Below are 21445 nucleotides of genomic sequence, written 5' to 3'. Positions count from 1 at the left end.
GACGCTCACGGGGAGCCGTGGCGGCAGGCCATCGGCGTGCGTTGCGCGCGCTGTGTCTGGGCCTGCTGCCCGGCGCACTCGTGCTGGGTCTGCTGGGACCCGCCCCCAGCCCCGCCAGAGCCGACGGCCCCGCACCGGGCAGCGGTGACAGCAGCCCTCTTCCGGACACCGACCGGGCCAAGGTCGTACGCCTGTGGGAGTCGGGCGGTCCGGGCGTGAAGGCCGCCGCGGAGGTGGCCCTCATCGGAGGCGACGACGACGTCAGGACATTCCTGGCCCAGGCTTCCGATCTCCAGTTCCAGGACGACCGCGTCGCGACCGCCCAGGTCGCGAGCATCGGCGGCCTCAGCCTCCAGGACGCCGCCGCCAAGGCCCTCGACAGCAACTCGCCGGACACCCTGAAGGCGTTCCTGGAGGACGGATGGAAGGCTCCGCTGCTCCAGGACCAGCGGGTGCGTATCGCGCAGATCATCGACGCAGGCGGCCCCGAAGTCCAGAAGGCGGGCCAGGCCGCGCTCGACAGCGGCTCACCCGACAAGATCCGGGACTTCCTCTCCGACGGGCAGTTCGACCGGCGTGAGCAGGACGAGCGTGTCCAGGTCGCACAGATCCTCAACGGGGCCGGCGCGAACGTGGTGGCGGCGGGCAGGCTCGCGCTGGACGGCTCACCGGACGACATCCACGAGTTCCTCCAGGTCGGCCAGTACGTGGCCCGCGCCCATGACCAGGAACACACCACGATCGCCCAGCTCGCCGACCAGGCGGCGAAGGCAGGCAAGCTGGCCGGGCAGCAGACCCGGGCCGCCAAGGACGCCTCCGCCCGCGCGGTGAAGGCGGCCAAGCTCGCCAAAGCAGCCGCACAGACGGCCGCCGCACAGACCCGGGCGGCGCAGAAGGACACCCAGCACGCAGCTGCCGCTGCGGCCCGAGCCGCGTCAGCGGCCCAGCAGGCCGCCGACGCGGCACAGACGGCCATCACCGCCGCTCAGGCCGCCACCGACGCCGCCCACGTCGCCGCGAACGCCGCCTCAGCGGCGGCCTCAGCGGCGTCCGGCGCCGCCGAGGCCGCCTCCCGCGCCCGGGACGCCGCCGCGAACGCGGCCGTCAACGCCGGCCAGGCAGCCACCGCCCGCAAGGCGGCCCAGGACGCCCGGGACGCCGCCGCAGGTGCCCGTGCCGCCGCCACGGCCGCCGACTCGGCTCACGCCGCCGCGGCTTCGGCCGCCGACGCCGCGAAGGACGCGAGCGGCGCAGGCAGCGACGCCGACGCCGCAGCCGACGCGGCCGACCAGGCGAACACCCTCGCCGACCAGGCCGGAGTCCACTCCGCCCAGGCACAGAACGCCGCCGCTGCCGCGCACCGTCACGCCCGCGAGGCGGCCCGTGCGGCGGACACGGCCGTCTCCTTGGCCAACGAGGCGGCGTCCGACGCCGCGGACGCCCGCGACGCCGCGAACGGCGCGGCCACCCACGCGGAGAACGCCGCCAAGGCGGCCGACGACGCCGCGGCCCACGCCGGACAGGCGGCGACCGCGGCCCAGCAGTCCGCAGCTCATGCCAAGGAGGCGAAGAAGGCGGCGGACGCCGCGAGCGCTGCCGTCTCCCAGGCCCAGAAGATCCACGGCCTCGCCGTCCGGATCGACACCGAGCAGCTGACCGCGCGGACCAACGAGTCCATCGCCCGGGCCGAAGACCTCAAGGCCCAGGAGGACCAGCGCACCGCGGCGCAGCAAGCCGCCGCCCAGCAGGCCAAGGACCTCCAGGCCCAGGCGGACAAACTCGCCGGCCAGGCCGCCCAGCCCGGCGCGGACCCGGCGAAGATCGCACCCGAGGCCCGGAAGGTGGCCCTGGCGACCGCCACGACCGGCCGCCCGTGGAGCCAGTCCGCCGCCCTCGTGGCCCTGGCCGGCTCCGACGCCGACATCACCACGTACATCAGCACCGGCCGCACGGACGCCGCCGGCCAGGACGACCGCCAGGACGTCGAACACCTCTCGCTGCTCGCCGGCTCCGCGGACATCCGCGCCGCCGCCGCCAAGGCCCTGGAGGGCGACAATCCGACAGTGAGCGCGTTCCTCGCGACAGGCCAGTACGAGGCCATGAAGCAGGGCATGCGCGTCGCCGTCGCGCAGACCGTCGCGAACGCCGGTCCGATCGAGCAGCAGGCCGGCCGTACCGCCCTGGACACCGCCACCCCCGACGCGTTGCGTCAGTTCCTCACCACGGGTGACACGCAGGCCCGTACCCAGGACGAACGTGTCCGCGCCGCCCAGCTCGCGGACCCCGGCAACCAGAGCACCGGCCCGGAGCTGAAGGCCGCGGCACACATCGCCCTCGAAGGCCCCTCCGGCCTGCTTCACGTCTTCATCACCGTCGGCCAGTACAAGGCGCAGCGCCAGGACCAGCTCGCTGCCGTTCACGAGGCCCAGATCCAGCGGTTGATCGCCCAGGCGGCAGGCACAGCCGCGACCGCGCAGAAGAACGCGGCCGAGGCGGGCCACGCCGCAGCCATCGCCGGCCATGCCTCGACCGAAGCCGCCGGATACGCGAAGCAAGCCGACCAATCCGCCAAGGACGCCCAGAAGTACGCCACCCAGGCTGCCGGCTACGCCACCCAGGCCGACCAGTCCGCCAAGGACGCCGCCGCCTCGGCCAACACTGCCCGCACCGCCCAGCTGAACGCCGAGAACGCGGCAGCATCAGCCGTCACCTCCGCCACGTCCGCTCAGTACTCCGCCGAGGCCGCCCGTGGCTCTGCCGACGCCGCTTGGACGGCGTCCCAAAACGCCCGTGCCTCAGCCACAGCAGCGGGCAAGGATTCAGGGGCAGCGGCCAAGGATGCCGCAGAGGCGCACCAGACGGAGGTCGTCAAGCGGCAGCAAGCATGGACGTTGCTGTGGCAGCGGTACGAGGCCATGAAGGCGAAACGTACGCAACAGGACGATGACGACAGTTGGATACCGGATTGGCTCAAGGACGCCGCCGACACAGTAAGCGACTACGGTCAGGCCATTCTCACCAACCCGGATGTTGTGGGGGGACTGTTCGAAACGGGAGCTGGCGTCGTCAGCATCGGTAGCGGCGCCACCACCGACTTTGCAGGCGGCGCAATCTGCCTCACCGGAATCGGCTGCCTGGCTGGCGCCCCGGCCATCGCCGCCGGCTCGACACTGATAGTCGGAGGGGCCTACGGCACCGCCGACGGCATCGACCGCTTCAGCAACGGCTTCGGTCAAGCCCTGCGCGATGCCCAGGAAGGAGACGACCCCGGGCATGTCATCGGAAAAGGCGACGATCCCTTGGTTCCTGAACTGGTCGACGAGATCAACGCCCGGTACCCCGGGCACGTTCGGGCCCAAGGCGTGGATGTCGTCGGAGCGGACGGTAAAGTGCTCACCGATTTCGATATCGTGACTCAGAATGCGGTGGTCCAGGTCAAGTCGGGCTCCGGCAAGGGTGCTTTGAAGCAAGCATTGAAAACTCAGGAGCTGACGGACTACCCGGTGATCGTCTACCTTCCGCAGGGTCGCGGAAGTGTGATCAAGAGCCTTGAACAGGCTGGCATCATAGTGACACGCGACAAGGAAGAGCTGCTGAAAATCCTGGCACCATAGCTCAGATCCGGAACCAGGCGCCCATCGAGACAGGAACAACCATGCGTCCCACCATCGTCCTCCTCAGCCCTCCGGGTGATCACCAAAAGATCGCGGCTCGGCTTCAGCAAGCTGGTACTTACAGCAAGGGAGCACTCCTTGATCGACTCGACAGAGGAACGTGCAGCTTCGACGTGGACGCATCCGGCGATGTCTTGGCTGAATTCGACGAAGCGGAATTGAATGACATCCGTCACAAGATCGGAGACTTCCAAGGGATTTCACTCGAATATTCTGGAGTTTCCTGCATTCGCGACCTCCTGGGCGAGATACTTCTCGGAGCCTCGGGACTGCTGGACACAAATTTCGGCGAGCTGATCACATACGAAGAAGTTTTGGAGCACTTCCGTCGCGACTCTCTCTGGGATTGGCGCTGCACGGAATGAAACCGTCTGGGCAGCGAGGATGGTGACGTGACAGAGCTTACATCCGAAAAGCACAAAGAGGGACTTTCGTGCGAGCTTCAGTTCCCCGACCATTTTTCGGGATACGAGAACGAAACGGAAGCCAAAGGCTACCTGGTGGGCGTGAAAGTGGTCTCATCTGATGCCACCTTCGAGCTGACCGTCTACGACCCCTTTCGCCTGGGGCAGGACATAGCCGAAGAGGTCCGATTGGACGGCTGCTTCGCCACGGCCAACCTCCTGGTCGTCCCCAGCGTGAATCGTGCCGAGATCACCCGAGCTGTGGAGCGGCTTTCCCGAAGCCGATTCCAGGGACTGCTGCCCCAAAGCGATATGTGACCGACGGAGCCCCACCAGTCTTTCTGGTGGGGCTCCTGACCATCGAAGGGGTGAAAATGGGAGACAGATTCATTCGCTGGTACCGAGAGAGGGGCGCCGAGTCGGCCCTTTCCGACCAGGTGGCCGTTTTCGGTCGACATGGTGTCACTCTGGCGCACCCTGCCACCAAGGCCATGAGCGTGGTCAACGTCGACGGCGATGACGTTCCCCTCGATTTCGAGGCACTCGACCTGGTCATCGGGCTCAGACTTCCCTCCGTCAGCGTCAACTGGTGGCTCTCGGCCGACGTCAATGTCGTCGACTCGTACGCGTACGAACCGTTCGGCTGCGAAGTCCAGACATTCTGGCTGGACGGCTTGAACGCCGAAGAGGCCCGGACATTCAAATCTGCCGTCATGTCGACCGTGCTTGAGGTGCCGACACCCACCCTCGCGCTCGTGTGCGACTACCAGGGAGTCACCGACGCCGACGACTGGAATTCCTTCACCCTGTACGACGGTACGAAAATTCCAGGAAATATCGAATCACTGCTTCTGAACGAAGAGCTGTCAAGAAAAGTGCTGTCGAATTCGACACGCCTTCAAGGGGAAGCGGCAGGAAAGAATCTGACACGAGTGACCGCGACCTAAAACACCAAATCTTCGACAGAGCCTCCCGCCAGTCTCTCCAGCGGGAGGCTCTAATATTCGATTAAAGCCGGATGAAGGGGTTCATCCCGCATTATTGAGCGTTTTCAGCGTTGCTTCTCCAGGGTGAGGACGGCTTTGGTGATGACGGTCATGCGGTTGGGGCTGATACGGGATCTGTGGAAGATCTACCAGGACTTCAGTCGTGCCATGGCTCGTTCGACGGGTGCCCGGGCCGCGGACAGGGCCCGGTTCCTGGTCCGTTCGGTGGGTGTGAGTTCGCCGCCTGGCGGGCGGCGTTTGGCCGTGGTGACCCAGTCGCCTCCTCCGGTGTAGGCCATGTCGGCGAGGATCGCGCCCTGGCGCTCGCAGATCCGGAGGATCTTGTGGGTGCGGGCGGCTGTCAGGTCGTGGGTCCGGCCCGGCAGTGCCGGCGACGGCCAGAGAATCTCCCCGGCCTGGTCGGTGACGACCTGCACGTTCACCCCGTGCCGTTCATGTTTCGAGGAGCAGTCCGCCCTGCCGCCGTGGACGCGGTCGCACTCTGCGAGGGTGCCGTCCAAGAGGACGAAGTCCGGGTCGTGCACGCACAGCGCCTTCAACAGGCCCGGCGCCTGCTCGGCGAGCAGACCGGTGACCGCGGCCACATAAGTGTGGGTGGTGCCGGCGGATATCCCGAAGGCTCTGGCGATCCGGGCGAGAGTCTCGTGACGGCGCAGGTACACGAGTGCGACCAGCGCACGGCGGTGCGGCGGTAGTTTGCACCGCCGGTCACCTTCACAGGTGACGATGAGCATGGTGACCCACTCGACCAAGGCATGGGGCAGGTCGAGTGCGGCAGGATACGGAACCAACAGGTACTACAGCCGGAGATCTTGTGACCGTGTCTCGCCATACTCGTTGACCGGGCATGATGACGGGTGTGACGGCTGAGCGGATAGCCGGGTGGGACGGGGAACTGTCCGGGCTGACCGGTTCGTTGGGGTTCTTGTTCAATCGGCCCGAGCCGCGTGTGGTGTTCACGCAGTACGTCGAGAGGCTGCCGGCGGGGCTGCCGAAGAAGAACGGGTGGGCGCTGGCGGAGCGGGCCGGGCACGTGACACCGGACCGGATGCAGTGGTTGTTGAACGGCTCGGTCTGGGATGCCGGCCGGCTACGGGACGAGGTCCGCAGCTATCTGGTGAAACACCTCGGTGAACCGGAGGCGTCGCTGGTCATCGACGATACCCAGGCGCAGAAGAAGGGCATCAAGTCCGTCGGGGTGGCCTTCCGGCACTGCGGGCTGACCGGTGACGTCCGCAACTGCCAGACCATGGTCATGCTCACCTACGCTGCCGAGCGCGGGCACGCCTTCATCGACCGCCGCCTCTACCTGCCCGAGGACTGGACCGCAGATCGCGGGCGGTGCCGTGAGGCCGGCATCCCCGACGATGTCGCCTTCGCCACCAAACCGGAACTGGCCGTGGCGATGCTGAAGGACGCGCTCGCCGCCGGCATCCCGTTCGGCCGGGTCCTGGCGGACGCCGGTTACGGACGCGATCCTGGCCTGCGCGGCTTCTGCCACCGCCGGTCCCTTCCCTATGTCCTGGCCGTCCCCGCCGCCGACCTGCCGCCGGCCGGCCCGCCCGGCAAGCCCCGCCGGCCCGCGGTGAAAGGAGCGGAGGACCTACTGCACTACGCCAAGGTCCGTGACCAGTGGGAACGCCGCTCCCTGGGCGACGGCGCGAAGGGGGAGCGCCTCTACGACTTCACCGTCTTCGACGTGGCCGTAGCCGGCGAAGCCCCGGCCGGTGGCTACGCACACTGGCCGGTCCTGCGCAGATCTCCGCACCCCAACCGGCGTGGCAAGGACGGCGGACTCCACCGGGGGATCGCCTGTTTCCTGGTCCACGCCCCGCTCGGCACCACCCTGACAGAGATCGTCACGCGGGCCGGGGGACGGTGGCGGATCGAGGAAGACAACGAGATCAGCAAGCAGCTCGTGGGCTTCGACCAGTACCAGGTCCGCAAGTGGACCCCGTGGCACCGGCACATCACCGCCTGCATGCTCGCCACCGCGTTCCTCACCGTCCAGCACGCCGCAATCACCGATCCCGAACCTGAGACCAGCCCCTCGGCCGCGAGCCCGGCTGCCCCGGGAAAAGCCCTGGTCAACGGCGAGAGCGAGAGCACCGACTGATCCCCGGGCCACTCCTGCGGCCCTCCCGGCAGAGCATCCGGCACTGCCTCGCCGCCACTCGCCTCAACCCCCACCATCCCGTCGAAACCGTCCTGGCCTGCGACTTCTGGCGCCGCCTCCACCAGACCCGCGCACCATCAGCCACTACCGGCACCGCGGCGACCCCCTCCCGCAACACCTACGAGCCTGGGCCACCCACCCACCGACCCCACCGATCAGCGACCCTCAAGATCTCCGGCTGTAGTACTTGTTGCCCGGTGCCTCTTCAGTCGTCTTCGGGTGATGGTGCACCAGGAGTTCGACCGAGAGCAGCAGCGCGACGGGCGCCCAGCCGGCAACCAGCACCGGCTTCCACGTCAGAGTCGGTGCTGCCGCGATGTTCGCCGCGAGGGACACCGCAATGCCCGGCAGAAAGGCCGACCACATCGCGCCGCGCGCCCGACGGGTGTGCCCGTCGGAAGGCTTCAGCAGGTCGACGGTCGCCAGGAGCAGGAGGCCGTCCACGGACAGCGGCCACAACGAGGCGCTGACCCTGTCCGCTCCCCCTTGAAGCGCGAACTCCCTCTGGTGGACGACGCGGCCACGCCCGCCACCGTCAAGGCGCACAAGGGCCGCACCCACACATCGACAGCGAGCCCCGCCCGTTGACGGGTGGCGATCGGGTCAGCCATCGCAACCATCCCCCAGAGTGACCAGAGAATCGGGCTCTTCGTCCGTCGCGCACGGCCCGACGCCGCTCCGGCCCAGTGCACAACGCGTGCACACTTCTCCGGGAACTTCCGGGAACTCGCAGGTAGAAGCGGGATGCACCGCGGCGCGAGAAAGGGCCCCGATCCGGCCATAAGGCCAGGTCAGAGCTTTGGTGAACCGCCGGGCAGGAGGCGGGCGAGGGCGGTCCACGCGGACGCGTCGTCGGTGCCCCGTTCGGAGGTGACCCAGCGGCGCAGCGGCACGGCGCCGCCGGCCAGGACGGCGCCGCGCAACTGCTGTTCCAGGGACGTCCGGTGGGCGACGACGAGGGGCGCCTCGGAGCGCGGCAGCAGCGGGCCCGGGTAACGGGCGAAGGCCGCGCCGGCCCATCCTTCGGCGAGCAGACCGGCCACCTCGTCGTAGTGGCACACCTCCTGTGCGGCGTCCTGTGGTGATCACGTCAGCCTCGTGCGGGCCCGGCGACACCTCCAGGGGATGAAGGTCCCCGCTCACGCGCCGGTGGGCACCAGCACCACGGGACAGTGGGAGCGTGACAGCAGGGTGTGCAGGACCGGCCCAAAGTGGCGGTGGGCGCCGATGACGACGACGGATGCCTCCCGACCGGCCTCCAGGAGAGCGTGCGTGGGGTCGGTGTCCACGGCGCGGATCTCGACCGCTACACGGGGGTGCCCCTCCCGCAGCCGGGCGACGCCGAACCGGGGCACGGCGCGCTCGGCGCGCTCGTCCTGTGCCCGGCGCCGCTGGCCGGGGCTGGTCGCGGGGATCGGTGAGGGCATCTCGGGAGCGAGGTGCCGGTGGGCCATGGCGTGCAGGACACGCAGGGGCGCATGGCGGCGCTCGGCCTCCTGGAAGGCGTACACGGCCGCCTCGTCGTCGGCGTCGCCCCGCAGACCGAGCACCACCGGACGCCCGTCGGACGCGGGGTCGCGGGGACGGTCGTCGCGTACGACGAGCAGCGGTCCGCGCGTCCGGGCGGCGAGCCCGTGGCTCACGGACCCGGCGAGGAGACCGGCGACGGGTCCCAGGCCCCGGGTGCCGACCACCGTGAGGGTCGCGTTCCCGCTCTCGCGGGCGAGCACCTCCACGGCTCCGCCCTCGACGGCGTCGGCGACGACCGGCAGCGCCGGCAACCGCAGGCGGGTACGGGCGGCGGCCGAGGCCAGGATCGGCCCGGCCTCGTCCCGGTCGTGCACGGCGTACACGACGCGCAGCGCGATGCCGCGGCGTACGGCTTCCTCGGCGGCGCGGTCCAGCGCGCGTACGGCGCCCGGTGAACCGTCCACGCCGACGACGACGTTCTGGCGAGTCATGGCCCGTTCCCCTTCCCCGCGGTGGTCGGTACCGCCGCTCCGAAGCGATGCTGGTCCCGTACGGGCGCGAGGGGCAGGGGCCTCAGGAACCCTCCGGCGCGCCGGACGGCCCCTTGTGGCGGGCCGGTCGGCCCCGTCAGCCCACGATGCGGCGGCCGGTGAGGGCGAGGGGTTCGACGCGCAGCCACAGCTCGCGCGGGCCACCCGCCCACGGTTCGCTGTAGGCCGCCTCCGCCAGCCGGAGTGCTTCGGCGGGGTCGGTGACCTGTCGCGCGTACCCGCGGACGAGGACGCTCCAGCCCCGGCTGAACGCCTCGTCGATCCGGTCGGCCTCCAGGGCCACCCGGCAGCCGTCTGCCTGGGCGGGAACGGTGCCGGGGGCGGTGCGGTAGACGACCGTGCCGGCGACGACGCCGTAGTTGACGGGCACGACGAGGGGGCCCTCGGCGGTGGGTACGGCGAGGCGTCCCACGCCGTGCGTGGCGAGCAGGACGCGGCACTCGGCCGGCGTCAGCTCCACGAGGTGGGTGCGGCGGGCCCGGCCGAGACCGGCGGGACGTTCGGCGGCTGCGCCGGTGAGGGCCGCGACGGTGGTCTCCAGGGCGTCGGCGAGCCTGCGCAGCACGCCGGCCCCGGGGGCGGTCCCGGCCTGCTCCTCCAGGTAGCCGAGGTAGCCGGGCGCCATGCCGGCCCGTACGGCGATCTCCTGGCGGCTGAGGCCGAGTTCGGTCCGGCGCCAGGCGAGGCGGTGTCCCAGGTCTCCGGGGCCGCCCGGCGATGCGTGTGCCGTCATGGCTGTCACTTCCCCTCGTGGCACGACGGCGTCGGCCCGTGGGACGGTCCGGCGTCTCCTACCTGCTGCGGCGCTCCTGCGGCTCCGGCGGCTCCAGGTGCGAGGCCATCACCGCCGCCTGGACCCGCCGTTGGACCCCGAGCTTGGCCAGCAGGCGCGAGATGTGGTTCTTGACGGTCTTCTCGGAGAGGTACAGCTTCTTGCCGATCTCCCGGTTCGTGAGGCCCTCGCCGATGAGGGCGAGGATGTCGCGCTCGCGCGGGGACAGGCCGGCGAGCTCGTCGGGGACGGCCGGGGTGTCGGTGGGATCGGCGCGCAGGGAGCGCATCAGGCGGGCCGTGGTCGCGGGGTCGAGCATGGACTGGCCGGTGGCGACCGTGCGGACCGCCGAGACCAGGTCGGAGCCCTTGATCTGCTTGAGGACATAGCCGGAGGCCCCGGCCATGATGGCGTCGAGGAGGGCGTCCTCGTCGTCGAACGACGTCAGCATCAGGCAGGCCAGCGTGGGCATCCGGTCGCGCAGTTCGCGGCAGACGGTGATGCCGTCGCCATCGGGGAGGCGTACGTCGAGGACGGCGACGTCGGGCCGCAGCGCCGGTCCCCGCGCGAGCGCGTGCTCGACCGTCCCCGCGTCCCCGACGACCGTGATGTCCGGCTCGGCGTCGAGCAGGTCGCTCAGACCGCGGCGTACGACCTCGTGGTCGTCGAGCAGGAACACGCGGATCGGGTCCTGTTCGGTGAACGTACGCGCCTGCGCCATGGCGACCTCTCGCTGAGGGAATGTGCTGCCCAGGACGATCGTCACCGGCCGGACCGCAGCACACTAGGGCCGACCGGCCCTATTCTCCCCGGGCGCGAGCTCGAACACCACGTCCACGACCCCCTCGACCGCGCGGACCAGCCGCGCCGCCACGGGCACGAGGGAGGTGTCGCGGATCCGTCCGGCCAGGGTCACCACACCGTCGTGGACGTCGGCCCGCAGCTCGGAGGCCGGCGGCGGGAAGAGGCGGGCGACGATCTCGCGCCGGACCTCCTCGGCGATGCTGTCGTCCTCGCGCAGGAAGACCTTCAGCAGGTCGGCGCGGCTGACGATGCCCTTCAGTCGGCCGAAGGCGTCCACGACCGGGAGGCGCTTGACGCTCGCCCGCGCCATGACGCGGGCTGCCTGGGCGAGCGTGGTGTCGGCACGGACGCTGAGCGCCGGAGAGGTCATCAGGTCCCGCGCCCGTACGCCGCCCGCCTTCTCCAGGTCCCTGAGGCGCCGCAGCTGTGTGTACCGGTCGGGGTCGTCGTCCCGGAACTCCTCCTTGCACAGCAGGTCCGCCTCGGAGACGACGCCGACGACCCGGTCCTCGCCCTCCACCACGGGCAGGGCGCTGACCCGCCACTCCCGCATCAGCCGCACGATGTCCTTGAAGGGCGCGTCGCGTCCGACGCTGACGACGGTGTGCGTCATGACGTCGCTGACGACGTGCGGTGTGCCGTCCATCGAGTCCCCCTCAGATACGGGTGCCGGCGCCGTACGGCGCGTACAGGTCGAGCAGCCGGGTGCGGGCGGACCGCAGGCGGTGGGCCACGATGCCTCCCACCCACAGGGCGACGGAGTTGCCGAGCGCCGGGTCGTCGGCACACAGCAGGCGGACGGCCGCGCCGTCGAACTCGTACGCGCGTACCGGCGTCGTCGCCTGCGCGCCGAGGTGCCAGGCGTGCGGGCCCAACAGCCAGGACCAGCCGACGAGTTCGTCGTGCCCCAGGCTCTCGATGACGGCCGCGCGGCGGCCCGGCACATGCATGTCGAGTTCGATACGGCCCGTGCGGATCACCCAGAACCGGTCCGCCTTCCCGCCCTCCTCGAAGAGCCGGGTGCCCGGCGCGAAGGACACCTCGCTGGCGAAGCGCATCAGCCGCTGCCGGTGTTCCGCCGGGAGGGCGCGCAGCATGCTGGGGGTCGGTGTGGTGTTCATGACGGGTCCTCCGGGGGCGGGGACTTACGACGGTCTGCTGCCAGCGTGCGCCCGCCGCTCCCGACGCGGCCATGGGCCGTTCGGTCCACCGCCGTACCGAACGGCACCGTCCCCGAACGGCCGCGCGAAGAGGGCCGTTCGGCCCTGCGGGGACCGACCTTCGGCATCCGGCGGTGTACGGCGCGCCTCGCGAGAGTGAGGGGTGTCAGGCAACGACCGGATCCGAAGGGACATGAATCGCCATGGCCGTGCACGAGCACCCTCACCGTCTGCCCTCTTTCCGGGCCCGCCTGTCCGTGGGCGAGGCCACGCACAGCGCATCGGCGTACGCGTTCGCGTCGTTGCGGCTGGTCACCGGGTTCGTGTTCCTGTGGGCGTTCCTGGACAAGACGTTCGGCTTCGGTTACGCCACCGCGTCCGGCAAGGGCTGGATCGACGGGGGCTCGCCGACGAAGGGGTTCCTGTCGCATGTCGCGGCGGGCCCGATGGAGTCGACGTTCCACTCCTGGGCCGGGGACGCCTGGGCGGACTGGCTGTTCATGCTGGCCCTCCTCGGGATCGGCCTCGCGCTGAGCGCCGGTGTCGCCCTGCGGATCGCCGCTGTCGCGGGGACCGCGCTGATGGCGTTCATGTGGATCGCCGAGTGGCCGCCCGCGAAGCACCTCTCCGACGGCACGGCCAGCATGTCGACGAACCCGTTCGCCGACTACCACCTCGTCTACGCGATCGTCCTGATCGCCCTCGCGGCCTTCGCCGCCGGTGACGCCCTCGGCCTCGGACGCGCGTGGGCCCGCCTCCCGGTCGTCCGCGACCACGCCTGGCTGCGCTGACCACCCCGGACACGCGGTGGGCCCGCTCCCTCGGCCCACCGCGCCCGCCACGCCCGCAAGGAGGCGAACGTCATGATCCGTACCGTCACCGTCGGCCTCGACGGTTCCCCCGAAAGCCTCGCCGCCGCCGAATGGGCCGCCCGCGAAGCCCGGTCTCTCGGCCTGCCGCTGAGACTCCTCCAGGTCTGGGAACCGGTCCCCGCCCCCATGGCCCAGGCCCCGCTCCTGGGCCCCGAGACCCACCAGCACTGGACCGACCGCATCCCCCGCGAAGCCGCCGCCGGCCTGCGACAGCGCCACCCCGGCGTCGAGGTGACCGGCGAACACCTCTCCGGCTCGCCCGCCGACGTCCTGTCCCGTGCCTCGAAGGACGCCGAGCTCCTGGTCCTCGGCTCGCGCGGACTCGGCAGCGTCAGCGGCTTCCTGCTCGGCTCCGTCGGCCTGTCCGTGCTGGCCCACGCCCAACGTCCGGTGGTCTTCGTCAGGTCCGACCGGCAGGACCCCGACCGCCCCGTCGTCCTGGGCCTGGACACCGACCACCCGGACAGCACCCTCATGGACTTCGCCTTCGACGCCGCCGCCCGCCGCGCCGTGCCGCTGCGCGTGGTGCACGCCTGGAACCCGTCGCCGTACATCGCGTACGGCACCCCCGACAGCCCGCCGCTGCACGAGGCTCTCGCGCTGGACGACGCGGAGGCGCTGGCCGACGCGGTGCGGCCCTGGCGGCAGAAGTTCCCGGACGTCGAGGCCGTCGAGGAGTCCCGGTACGGCAGCGCCACCGCGCACCTGGTGGCCGCCGCCCGCGAGGCGTCCCTGGTCGTCGTGGGCCGCCGGGGCCGCCGCAGTCCGTTCGGCACCCACATCGGTCACGTCACCCACGCCGTCCTGCACCACTCCCCCGCCCCCGTCGCCGTCGTGTCCCACGGCTGACCCCGAGAGAGGAAACACCATGAAGGCAGCGGCCCGACGGCCCTGGTGCGAGGCGACGAGCACCCTGCGGGAGCCGGTCGTCGTCGGTGTCGACGGCTCCGAACCGAGTCTGCGCGCCATGGAGTGGGCGGCCGACGAGGCGGCCCTGCGGGGCGCACGCCTGCACCTGGTGCACGCCTCGACGTGGCGGCACGACGCCGAGGACGGGTGGAGCCACGACCGCCGGCTCCTGGAGTCCGCGGCCCGCCGCGCCCAGCGCCGCGCCCCCGAGGTGAAGATCTCCACCGAGGTGGCCGCCGAGGACCCCGGACCCGCGCTGCTGCGTGCCGCGCGGGGCGCCGGCGCCCTGGTGCTCGGCAGCCGGGGCCGCGCCGGACTGACCGAGCTGCTGCGCGGCTCGGTGAGTCTGACCGTGGCCGCCCGTGCCGAGTGCCCCGTCGTCGTCGTACGCGGTCATCACGACGGCGCGGCGCACGGCAGGGTCGTGGTCGGTGTCGGCGGGCCCGCCGCCGTGCGGTTCGCGGTGCGTGAGGCCGTGGTGCGGGACGCGGAGCTGGAGGCCGTACGGACCTGGCGGGCCCCGGCGGGCGAGAACCACGAGCAGCGGGCCTCGGCCGCGCTGGAGCGGGCGCTGCGGCACGCCCCCGAGCGGCTGCGGATACGGCGCCACACCGCCGAAGGGCATGCCCGCCGGCTCCTGGTGTCCGCGTCTTTCGCGGCTGACCTGCTGGTCGTGGGTACCCGGTCCCGCGCCGGGCGTCTCGGCCTGGTGACCCACCGGGTCCTGCACGACGCCGCATGCCCGGTCGCCGTCATACCCGAGCGGCGCCGTTGACCCCCTGTGCCGTTGACCCTGTGAGGAGACTTCCCATGCTGCACGACGACGAACTGCGCGCCCTGGACGCCCACTGGCGGGCCGCCAACTACCTGGCGGTGGGCCAGATCTACCTCATGGCCAACCCCCTGCTCACCGAGCCGCTCCAGCCCGAGCACATCAAGCCCCGGCTGCTGGGCCACTGGGGTACCTCGCCCGGTCTCACCCTCGTGTACACGCACCTCAACCGCGTCATCAAGGCGCGCGGCCTGGACGCGCTGTGCGTGTGGGGTCCGGGGCACGGCGGTCCGGCGGTGCTGGCGGGGTCCTGGCTGGAGGGCAGCTACACCGAGACCTATCCGGACGTGTCGCGTGACGCGGCCGGGATGGAGCGGCTGTTCCGGCAGTTCTCCTTCCCCGGCGGGGTCCCGAGCCACGTCGCGCCGGAGACCCCGGGGTCGATCCACGAGGGCGGCGAGCTGGGCTACTCCCTCGCGCACGCGTACGGCGCCGCCTTCGACAACCCCGGTCTGCTGGTCGCCTGCGTGATCGGCGACGGCGAGGCGGAGACGGGTCCGCTGGCCGCGTCCTGGCACGCGAACAAGTTCCTCGACCCGGTGCACGACGGCGCGGTCCTGCCGGTCCTGCACCTCAACGGCTACAAGATCGCCAATCCGACGGTGCTGTCCCGGATCCCGGAGTCCGAACTCGACGAGCTGCTGCGCGGGTACGGCCACGAGCCGCTGTACGTGTCGGGCGACGACCCGGCGCAGGTGCACCGCGCGCTCGCCGAGGCCATGGACCGGGCCCTCGACCTGATCGGCATCATGCAGAGCACCGCCCGCGAGGACGGGGTCGCCGAGCGCGTCCACTGGCCGATGATCGTGCTGCGCACGCCGAAGGGCTGGACGGGACCGGCCGAGGTGGACGGAGAACCCGTCGAGGGCACTTGGCGCGCGCACCAGGTCCCGCTCTCCGGGGTGCGGGAAAACCCGGAGCACCTGCGGCAGTTGGAGGCGTGGTTGCGCTCCTACCGGCCCCAGGAACTGTTCGGCCCCGACGGGCGCCCGAGCGCCGACGTCCTCGCCTGCGTCCCCGAGGGCACGAAGCGCCTCGGTGCCACCCCGTACGCCAACGGCGGTCTCCTCGTACGGGAACTCCCCCTGGGCGATCTGGACGAGTTCGCCGTGCCCGTCGACAAGCCGGGCACGTCCCTGCACGAACCCACCCGTGTGCTGGGCGACTTCCTCGCACGGATCATGCACGACACGCGGCTGCGGCGGGACTTCAGGATCGTGGGGCCCGACGAGACCGCCTCCAACCGGCTCCAGGCCGTCTTCGGCGCGAGCGGCAAGGCGTGGCAGGCCGAGCACCTGCCGGTCGACGAGCACCTCGACCGGCACGGGCGGGTGCTGGAGATCCTCTCCGAACACCTCTGCCAGGGCTGGCTGGAGGGGTATCTGCTGACCGGGCGGCACGGGCTGTTCTCCTGCTACGAGGCGTTCGTGCACATCGTCGACTCGATGGTCAACCAGCACATCAAGTGGCTGCGCACGTCACGGGAGCTGCCCTGGCGGGCGCCCATCGCCTCCCTCAACTACCTGCTGACGTCGCACGTGTGGCGCCAGGACCACAACGGCTTCTCCCACCAGGACCCCGGTTTCGTCGACCACGTCCTGAACAAGAGCCCCGAGGTCGTGCGGGTCTACCTGCCGCCGGACGCCAACACCCTGCTCTCCGTGGCCGATCACGTCCTGCGCAGCCGCGACTACGTCAACGTGATCGTGGCCGGCAAGCAGCCCTGCTTCGACTGGCTCTCCCTGGACCAGGCCCGCGCCCACTGCGCGCGCGGCGCCGGGATCTGGGAGTGGGCGGGCACGGAGAACGGCGGCGAACCGGACGTCGTCCTCGCCTGCGCGGGCGACGTACCGACCCAGGAGGTGCTGGCCGCCGCCCAGTTGCTCCGCCGCCACCTGCCCTCCCTCGCGGTGCGCGTCGTCAACGTCGTCGACATGACCCGGCTGCTCCCCCGCGAGGAACACCCGCACGGGATGAGCGACTTCGAGTACGACGGCCTGTTCACCGCCGACAAGCCGGTGATCTTCGCCTACCACGGCTACCCGTGGCTCATCCACCGTCTCGCCTACCGCCGCACCGGCCACGCCCACCTCCATGTGCGCGGCTACAAGGAGTCCGGCACCACGACCACCCCCTTCGACATGGTGGTCCGCAACGATCTCGACCGCTACCGCCTGGTCATGGACGTCATCGACCGCGTCCCCGGCCTCGCGGTCCGCGCGGCGGCGCTCCGCCAGACGATGGCCGACGCCCGCACCCGCCATGGGGCGTGGATCCGCGAGCACGGCACGGACCTGCCGGAGATCGCGGACTGGACCTGGACCGCCTGAACACCCCTGACACGACAAGGAGTTCACCGTCATGACCGTACGCGTCGGCATCAACGGCTTCGGCCGGATCGGCCGCACCTACCTGCGCGCGGCGCTGGAGCGCGGCGAGGACGTCGAGGTGATCGCCGTCAACGACATCGCCCCCGCCGCCACCCTCGCCCATCTGCTGGAGTACGACTCGACGTTCGGGCGCCTCGGCCGGGAGGTCGGCCACGACGAGCGGTCGATCACCGTGGACGGCCGCCGGATCGCCGTCACCGCCGAACGCGACCCGGCCGCGCTGCGCTGGGCGGAGCTGGGCGTGGAGCTCGTCGTCGAGTCCACCGGCCGCTTCCGTGACCGCGACAGCGCCGCCCTGCACCTGAAGGCGGGCGCCCGCGGTGTGCTGCTGTCCGCACCGGGCAAGGGCGTGGACGCGACGATCGTGATGGGCGTCAACGACGGCGCCTACGACCGTGAGCACGACCGGATCGTGTCGGCCGCGTCCTGCACCACCAACTGCGTCGCCCCGATGGTGAAGGTCCTCGACGACGCGTTCGGCGTCGAGCGCGGCATGCTCACCACGGTCCACGGCTACACCAACGACCAGTCCCTGCTCGACGGCCCGCACAAGGACCTGCGCCGGGCCCGCTCCGCCGCCCTCAGCATCATCCCGACCGGCACGGGCGCGGCCCGCGCGGTGGGCCTGGTCCTGCCGGAGCTGGCCGGGGCGCTGGACGGCATCGCGGTGCGGGTACCGGTGGAGGACGGCTCGCTCACCGACCTGACGGCGGTGCTGCAACACCCCGTGACCCGGGACGAGGTCAACGCCGCGTTCGAGACGGCGGCCCAGGGCCCGCTGCGGGGGGTGCTGCGCGTCTCGCACGCGCCGATCGTCTCCCGCGACGTGATCGGCGACCCCGCCTCCTGCGTCTTCGATCCGGCCCTGACCCAGGTGGGCGGCACGCTGGCGAAGGTCTTCGGCTGGTACGACAACGAGTGGGGCTACACCAACCGGCTGCTGGACCTCACCCGCCTGATGGCCTGAGCGGAGGGGGCCGTCCGGCCCCCTCCTCCGTCCCCGTCGGCCCATGTCAGCGGCCCGCCGCACGCCGGATGCTCGCAGTACCGACCGTTTCCGAAGGAGCCCCCCCATGACGGACGACCTGCTCGACCGCGCCCCCGCCCACGCGCTGCTCGCGGACGGCACCACGGCGTGCATCCGGCCCGTACTGCCCGGCGACCACGACCAGGTGGAGGGGCTGTACGAGGAGATGTCGCCGGAGAACCTGCGGCTGAGGTTCTTCTCGGCGAGCCGGCGCTCGGCCGCTCTCGCCGCCGACCGGGCCTGCGCGCCCGCGCGGCACGGGTACCGGGCGCTGCTGGCCGAGGTGCGGGGGCAGGTGCTGGGGGTCGCGGAGTACGACACCGGCGGCGACGGCGACCGGGCGGAGATCTCGATCGCGGTCGCCGAGGGGATACACGGCCGGGGTGTGGGGACGCTGCTGGTCGAGCACCTGGTGTCGGCGGCCCGCGCGGACGGTGTCACCGTGTTCACGGCCGACGCGCTGAGCGAGAACCGTGAGGTGCTGCGGCTCTTCGCCGACCTGGGCCTGCGCACCTCGCGCCGGTTCGAGGGGCCGGAGGTGCGGTGCGTGATCCGGCTCGACGAGGACGACGCCTATCTCACGGCCGTCGAGGACCGGGCCCGGCACGCGGACGTGGCGAGCCTGCGTCCGCTGCTGCGGCCGGAGGCGGTCGCGGTCGTCGGGGCGGGGCGCACGCCCGGTTCGGTGGGGCGGGCGGTCCTGCACCACCTGCACACGGGCGGCTTCACGCGCCGCCTGTTCGCCGTGAACCCGAGGGTGACCTCGATCCTCGGGGTGCCGTCGTACCCGTCGGTGAGCGTGCTGCCGAAGACCCCGGACCTGGTGGTCGTGGCGGTCCCCGCGGCGGCGGTCGCGGCGACGGCCGAGGAGTGCGGGAAGGCCGGGGTGCGCGCGCTCGTCGTGGTCTCCTCGGGCCTGGACGCGGACCAGGCCCGGGACCTGATGGCCGCCTGCCGGACGTACGGCATGCGGCTGGTGGGCCCCAACTGCCTGGGCATCGTCGACACGGACCCCGCGCTGCACCTGGACGCCACGTTCGCCGCGCGTCACCCGCTGCCCGGCGCCGCCGGGATCGCCGTGCAGTCCGGCGGGGTCGGCATCGCGCTGCTCGACGGGATGTCCCGGCTGGGCATCGGGGTGTCGTCGTTCGTGTCGCTCGGCGACAAGTACGACGTCAGCGGCAACGACCTCCTCCAGTGGTGGGAGGACGACGGCCGGACCCGGCTGGCCGTGCTGCACCTGGAGTCGTTCGGCAACCCGCGCGCGTTCTCGCGTACGGCCCGCCGGGTCACCCGGCGCATCCCGGTGCTGACCGTGGACGCCGGGCGCACCGACGCGGGCCGGCGGGCCGCCGCCTCGCACACCGCCGCAGCGGCCACGCCCACCATGACCCGCCAGGCCCTGTTCACCCAGGCCGGGATCACCGCGACCCGCTCGGTCGGCGAACTCCTGGAGACGGCCGCCCTGTTCCACTCCCAGACGCTGCCCGAGGGCACGCGGGTCGCGGTCGTCACCAACGCGGGCGGGGCGGGAGTGCTGGCCGCCGACGCCTGCACCGAGGCGGGTCTCGTCCTGCCGGTGCTCCCCGAGGCGGTCCTCGAAGACCTGCCTGCGGGCGCCGCCATCGGGAACCCCGTCGACGCGACCGCCGCCGTGACCGAGGCCCAGCTCACCGCGTGCGTCGACCGCATTCTGACGTACGCGGGCTTCGACGCCGTGCTCGTCGCCCTGGTGCCGACGGCGGTGGCCGCCGCGACCGGCGACGACCTGGTGCGCGCCCTCACCTCGGGGCCGGGCCGCCGTACGAAGCCGGTGCTGGCCGTGCGGCTCGAACAGGACGTGCCGGTGAGGCTGCTGCCCGCCGACGGGGGCGGCACGGTCCCGTCGTACGCCGAACCGCAGGCGGCGGCACGGGCGTTGGCGCACGCGGCCGACCGCACGGCGTGGCTGGCGCGGCCCGCCGGGGCCGTACCGGACCTCGACGGCGTCGACAGCTCGCGAGCCCGCGATGTCGTCGGTGCGTGGCTTTCCACGCATCCCGACGGGGGGTGGCTCGATCCGCGTACCTGTGCCGATCTCCTCGCCTGCTACGGCGTGCCGCAGATCCCGTGGGCCTGGGCGGAGACGGAGGACGAGGCGGTGTGCGCGGCGGAGCGGCTGCGCGGGGCCGACGGGCGGGTCGCCCTCAAGGCGCACTGGCCGGGTCTCGTCCACAAGAGCGCGCAGGGTGCCGTACGGCTCGATCTGCGCGGTGACACGCAGGTGCGGACCGCGTTCCGCGACCTCAAGGAGCGGTTCGGCGGGCAGATGACCGGCGTCCTGGTGCAGGCGCTCGCGGGCCGGGGCACCGAGCTGTTCGCGGGCGTCGTCCAGGACGGGGTCTTCGGGCCGCTCGTCCTGTTCGGCCTCGGCGGTACGGCGACGGAGGTCCTCGCCGACCACGCGGCCCGCCTCGCCCCGCTCACCGACCACGACGTGCACGACCTGATGACGTCCCCGCGCTGCGCGCCCCTGCTGTTCGACGGCCCGCTCGCCCTGGAGGACCTGGAGCAGCTCCTGCTGCGGCTCTCCCGGATGGCCTGCGACCTGCCGCAGCTCACCGAGGCCGACTTCAACCCGGTCCACGCCACGCCGGACGGCGTCACCGTCCTCGACGCCCGGATACGGCTGCTGCCGCACCGGGTCCACGACCCCTACCTGCGCCGGCTGAGGTGAAGCGATGAAGCACGACAAAGTGGGTTCCGTGATGACCGCGGACGTCGTCCACGCCGTCCCCGACACCCCGTTCAAGGAGGTCGCGCGGCTCCTCGCGCGGCACAGGATCAGCGGGCTGCCGGTGGTCGACGGCGACGACAAGGTTCTCGGGGTGGTCTCCGAGACCGATCTGCTGGCCCGTCAGGCTTCCCCGGTCGCCTCGGGCCTGACCCGGCTGACCCGCGCCGCGCGGCTCCGGGCCGCCAAGGCGGCGGCCCGCACCGCCGGACAGCTCATGTCCGGGCCGCCGGTCACCGTCCACGCCGACGACACCATCGCGGAGGCCGCCCGCACCATGGCCGAGCGCCGGGTGGAGCGGCTCCCGGTCCTCGACGTGGAGGACCGGCTCGTCGGCATCGTGACCCGCGGCGACCTGCTGCGGGTGTTCCTGCGGCCCGACGGGGAGATCCGCGCCGAGGTCGTGGAGGAGGTGCTGGTGCGCGGGCTGCTGCTGCCCGCGCACGGCGTCGACGTGTTCGTGACGGACGGCGTGGTGACGCTGCGAGGACAGCTGGAGCGCAGGAGCGACACGGAGCTCGCCGTCGCGATGACCCGCCGGGTCGACGGCGTGGTGGACGTCGTGGACCGGCTGACGCACCGCCTGGACGACACCCACACCCGCAGAACACTGTGAGAGGAGAG

General features: G+C 71.7%; 19 protein-coding genes and 1 pseudogene. 12 read left to right on the top strand and 8 right to left on the bottom strand.

Annotation, left to right across the window (positions count from 1 at the left end; translation table 11 throughout):
• Positions 1-17 precede the first annotated feature (17 nt).
• From ACQCO7_RS41855 to ACQCO7_RS41840, 4 genes are read left to right on the top strand one after another with little or no spacing between them, the layout of a single operon-like run.
• Positions 18-3614, top strand: coding sequence for an ALF repeat-containing protein (locus tag ACQCO7_RS41855; RefSeq protein WP_464076747.1), 3597 nt, complete (start codon positions 18-20; stop codon positions 3612-3614).
• Between the two features lie 41 nt (positions 3615-3655).
• The gene (locus tag ACQCO7_RS41850; RefSeq protein WP_464076746.1) at positions 3656-4039 is read left to right on the top strand and encodes a hypothetical protein; all 384 of its coding nucleotides are present in this window, start codon (positions 3656-3658) and stop codon (positions 4037-4039) included.
• A gap of 27 nt (positions 4040-4066) precedes the next feature.
• Positions 4067-4396, top strand: a complete 330-nt coding sequence (locus tag ACQCO7_RS41845) for a hypothetical protein (RefSeq protein WP_464076745.1) — start codon at positions 4067-4069, stop codon at positions 4394-4396.
• A gap of 26 nt (positions 4397-4422) precedes the next feature.
• Positions 4423-5025 (top strand): hypothetical protein, encoded by a 603-nt coding sequence (locus ACQCO7_RS41840; RefSeq protein ID WP_464076744.1) that lies wholly within the window; start codon positions 4423-4425, stop codon positions 5023-5025.
• Positions 5026-5129: 104 nt separating this feature from the next.
• On the opposite strand, the pseudogene ACQCO7_RS41835 reads toward ACQCO7_RS41840, so the two are convergent.
• Positions 5130-5876 (bottom strand): annotated as a pseudogene (locus ACQCO7_RS41835) (transposase).
• A 68-nt stretch (positions 5877-5944) separates the two neighbouring features.
• On the opposite strand from ACQCO7_RS41835, the gene ACQCO7_RS41830 reads away from it, so the two are divergent.
• Positions 5945-7201, top strand: a complete 1257-nt coding sequence (locus tag ACQCO7_RS41830; RefSeq protein WP_464076743.1) for an IS701 family transposase — start codon at positions 5945-5947, stop codon at positions 7199-7201.
• A gap of 225 nt (positions 7202-7426) precedes the next feature.
• On the opposite strand, the gene ACQCO7_RS41825 is transcribed toward ACQCO7_RS41830, so the two are convergent.
• The 7 genes from ACQCO7_RS41825 to ACQCO7_RS41795 form a co-directional block, all read right to left on the bottom strand.
• Positions 7427-7807, bottom strand: coding sequence for a DUF2637 domain-containing protein (locus tag ACQCO7_RS41825; RefSeq protein ID WP_464076742.1), 381 nt, complete (start codon positions 7805-7807; stop codon positions 7427-7429).
• 245 nt (positions 7808-8052) lie between these two features.
• Entirely contained in the window at positions 8053-8322 is a 270-nt protein-coding gene (locus ACQCO7_RS41820) for a hypothetical protein (RefSeq protein WP_464076741.1), read from the bottom strand.
• Positions 8323-8400: 78 nt separating this feature from the next.
• Positions 8401-9222 (bottom strand): universal stress protein, encoded by an 822-nt coding sequence (locus ACQCO7_RS41815; protein ID WP_464076740.1) that lies wholly within the window; start codon positions 9220-9222, stop codon positions 8401-8403.
• Between the two features lie 136 nt (positions 9223-9358).
• Entirely contained in the window at positions 9359-10015 is a 657-nt protein-coding gene (locus ACQCO7_RS41810) for a helix-turn-helix domain-containing protein (RefSeq protein WP_464076739.1), read from the bottom strand.
• A gap of 58 nt (positions 10016-10073) precedes the next feature.
• The gene (locus ACQCO7_RS41805; protein ID WP_464077427.1) at positions 10074-10775 is read right to left on the bottom strand and encodes a response regulator; all 702 of its coding nucleotides are present in this window, start codon (positions 10773-10775) and stop codon (positions 10074-10076) included.
• Positions 10776-10838: 63 nt separating this feature from the next.
• Positions 10839-11504, bottom strand: a complete 666-nt coding sequence (locus ACQCO7_RS41800; protein ID WP_464076738.1) for a CBS domain-containing protein — start codon at positions 11502-11504, stop codon at positions 10839-10841.
• Between the two features lie 10 nt (positions 11505-11514).
• Positions 11515-11979 carry a Crp/Fnr family transcriptional regulator gene (locus ACQCO7_RS41795; protein WP_464076737.1) on the bottom strand — a complete coding sequence of 155 codons (465 nt, stop codon included), beginning with the start codon at positions 11977-11979 and terminating at the stop codon, positions 11515-11517.
• Positions 11980-12221: 242 nt separating this feature from the next.
• Between ACQCO7_RS41795 and ACQCO7_RS41790 the strand changes: the two genes are divergently transcribed.
• From ACQCO7_RS41790 to ACQCO7_RS41760, 7 genes are all read left to right on the top strand, one after another.
• Positions 12222-12809, top strand: a complete 588-nt coding sequence (locus ACQCO7_RS41790) for a hypothetical protein (RefSeq protein WP_464076736.1) — start codon at positions 12222-12224, stop codon at positions 12807-12809.
• Between the two features lie 72 nt (positions 12810-12881).
• Entirely contained in the window at positions 12882-13739 is an 858-nt protein-coding gene (locus tag ACQCO7_RS41785) for a universal stress protein (RefSeq protein WP_464076735.1), read from the top strand.
• 19 nt (positions 13740-13758) lie between these two features.
• Positions 13759-14574, top strand: a complete 816-nt coding sequence (locus ACQCO7_RS41780; RefSeq protein ID WP_464076734.1) for a universal stress protein — start codon at positions 13759-13761, stop codon at positions 14572-14574.
• Positions 14575-14609: 35 nt separating this feature from the next.
• Positions 14610-16961, top strand: a complete 2352-nt coding sequence (locus ACQCO7_RS41775; protein WP_464076733.1) for a phosphoketolase family protein — start codon at positions 14610-14612, stop codon at positions 16959-16961.
• Positions 16962-16992: 31 nt separating this feature from the next.
• Positions 16993-17988, top strand: coding sequence for a type I glyceraldehyde-3-phosphate dehydrogenase (gene gap / locus ACQCO7_RS41770; RefSeq protein ID WP_464076732.1), 996 nt, complete (start codon positions 16993-16995; stop codon positions 17986-17988).
• Positions 17989-18094: 106 nt separating this feature from the next.
• On the top strand, positions 18095-20764 hold the full coding sequence (locus ACQCO7_RS41765; RefSeq protein WP_464076731.1) for a bifunctional acetate--CoA ligase family protein/GNAT family N-acetyltransferase: 2670 nt from the start codon (positions 18095-18097) through the stop codon (positions 20762-20764).
• A gap of 4 nt (positions 20765-20768) precedes the next feature.
• Positions 20769-21437 carry a CBS domain-containing protein gene (locus ACQCO7_RS41760; RefSeq protein WP_464076730.1) on the top strand — a complete coding sequence of 223 codons (669 nt, stop codon included), beginning with the start codon at positions 20769-20771 and terminating at the stop codon, positions 21435-21437.
• Positions 21438-21445: the final 8 nt, after the last annotated feature.

The organism is Streptomyces saintjeani, assembly GCF_055409605.1.
This window is presented reverse-complemented; position numbering and strand designations above follow the sequence as displayed.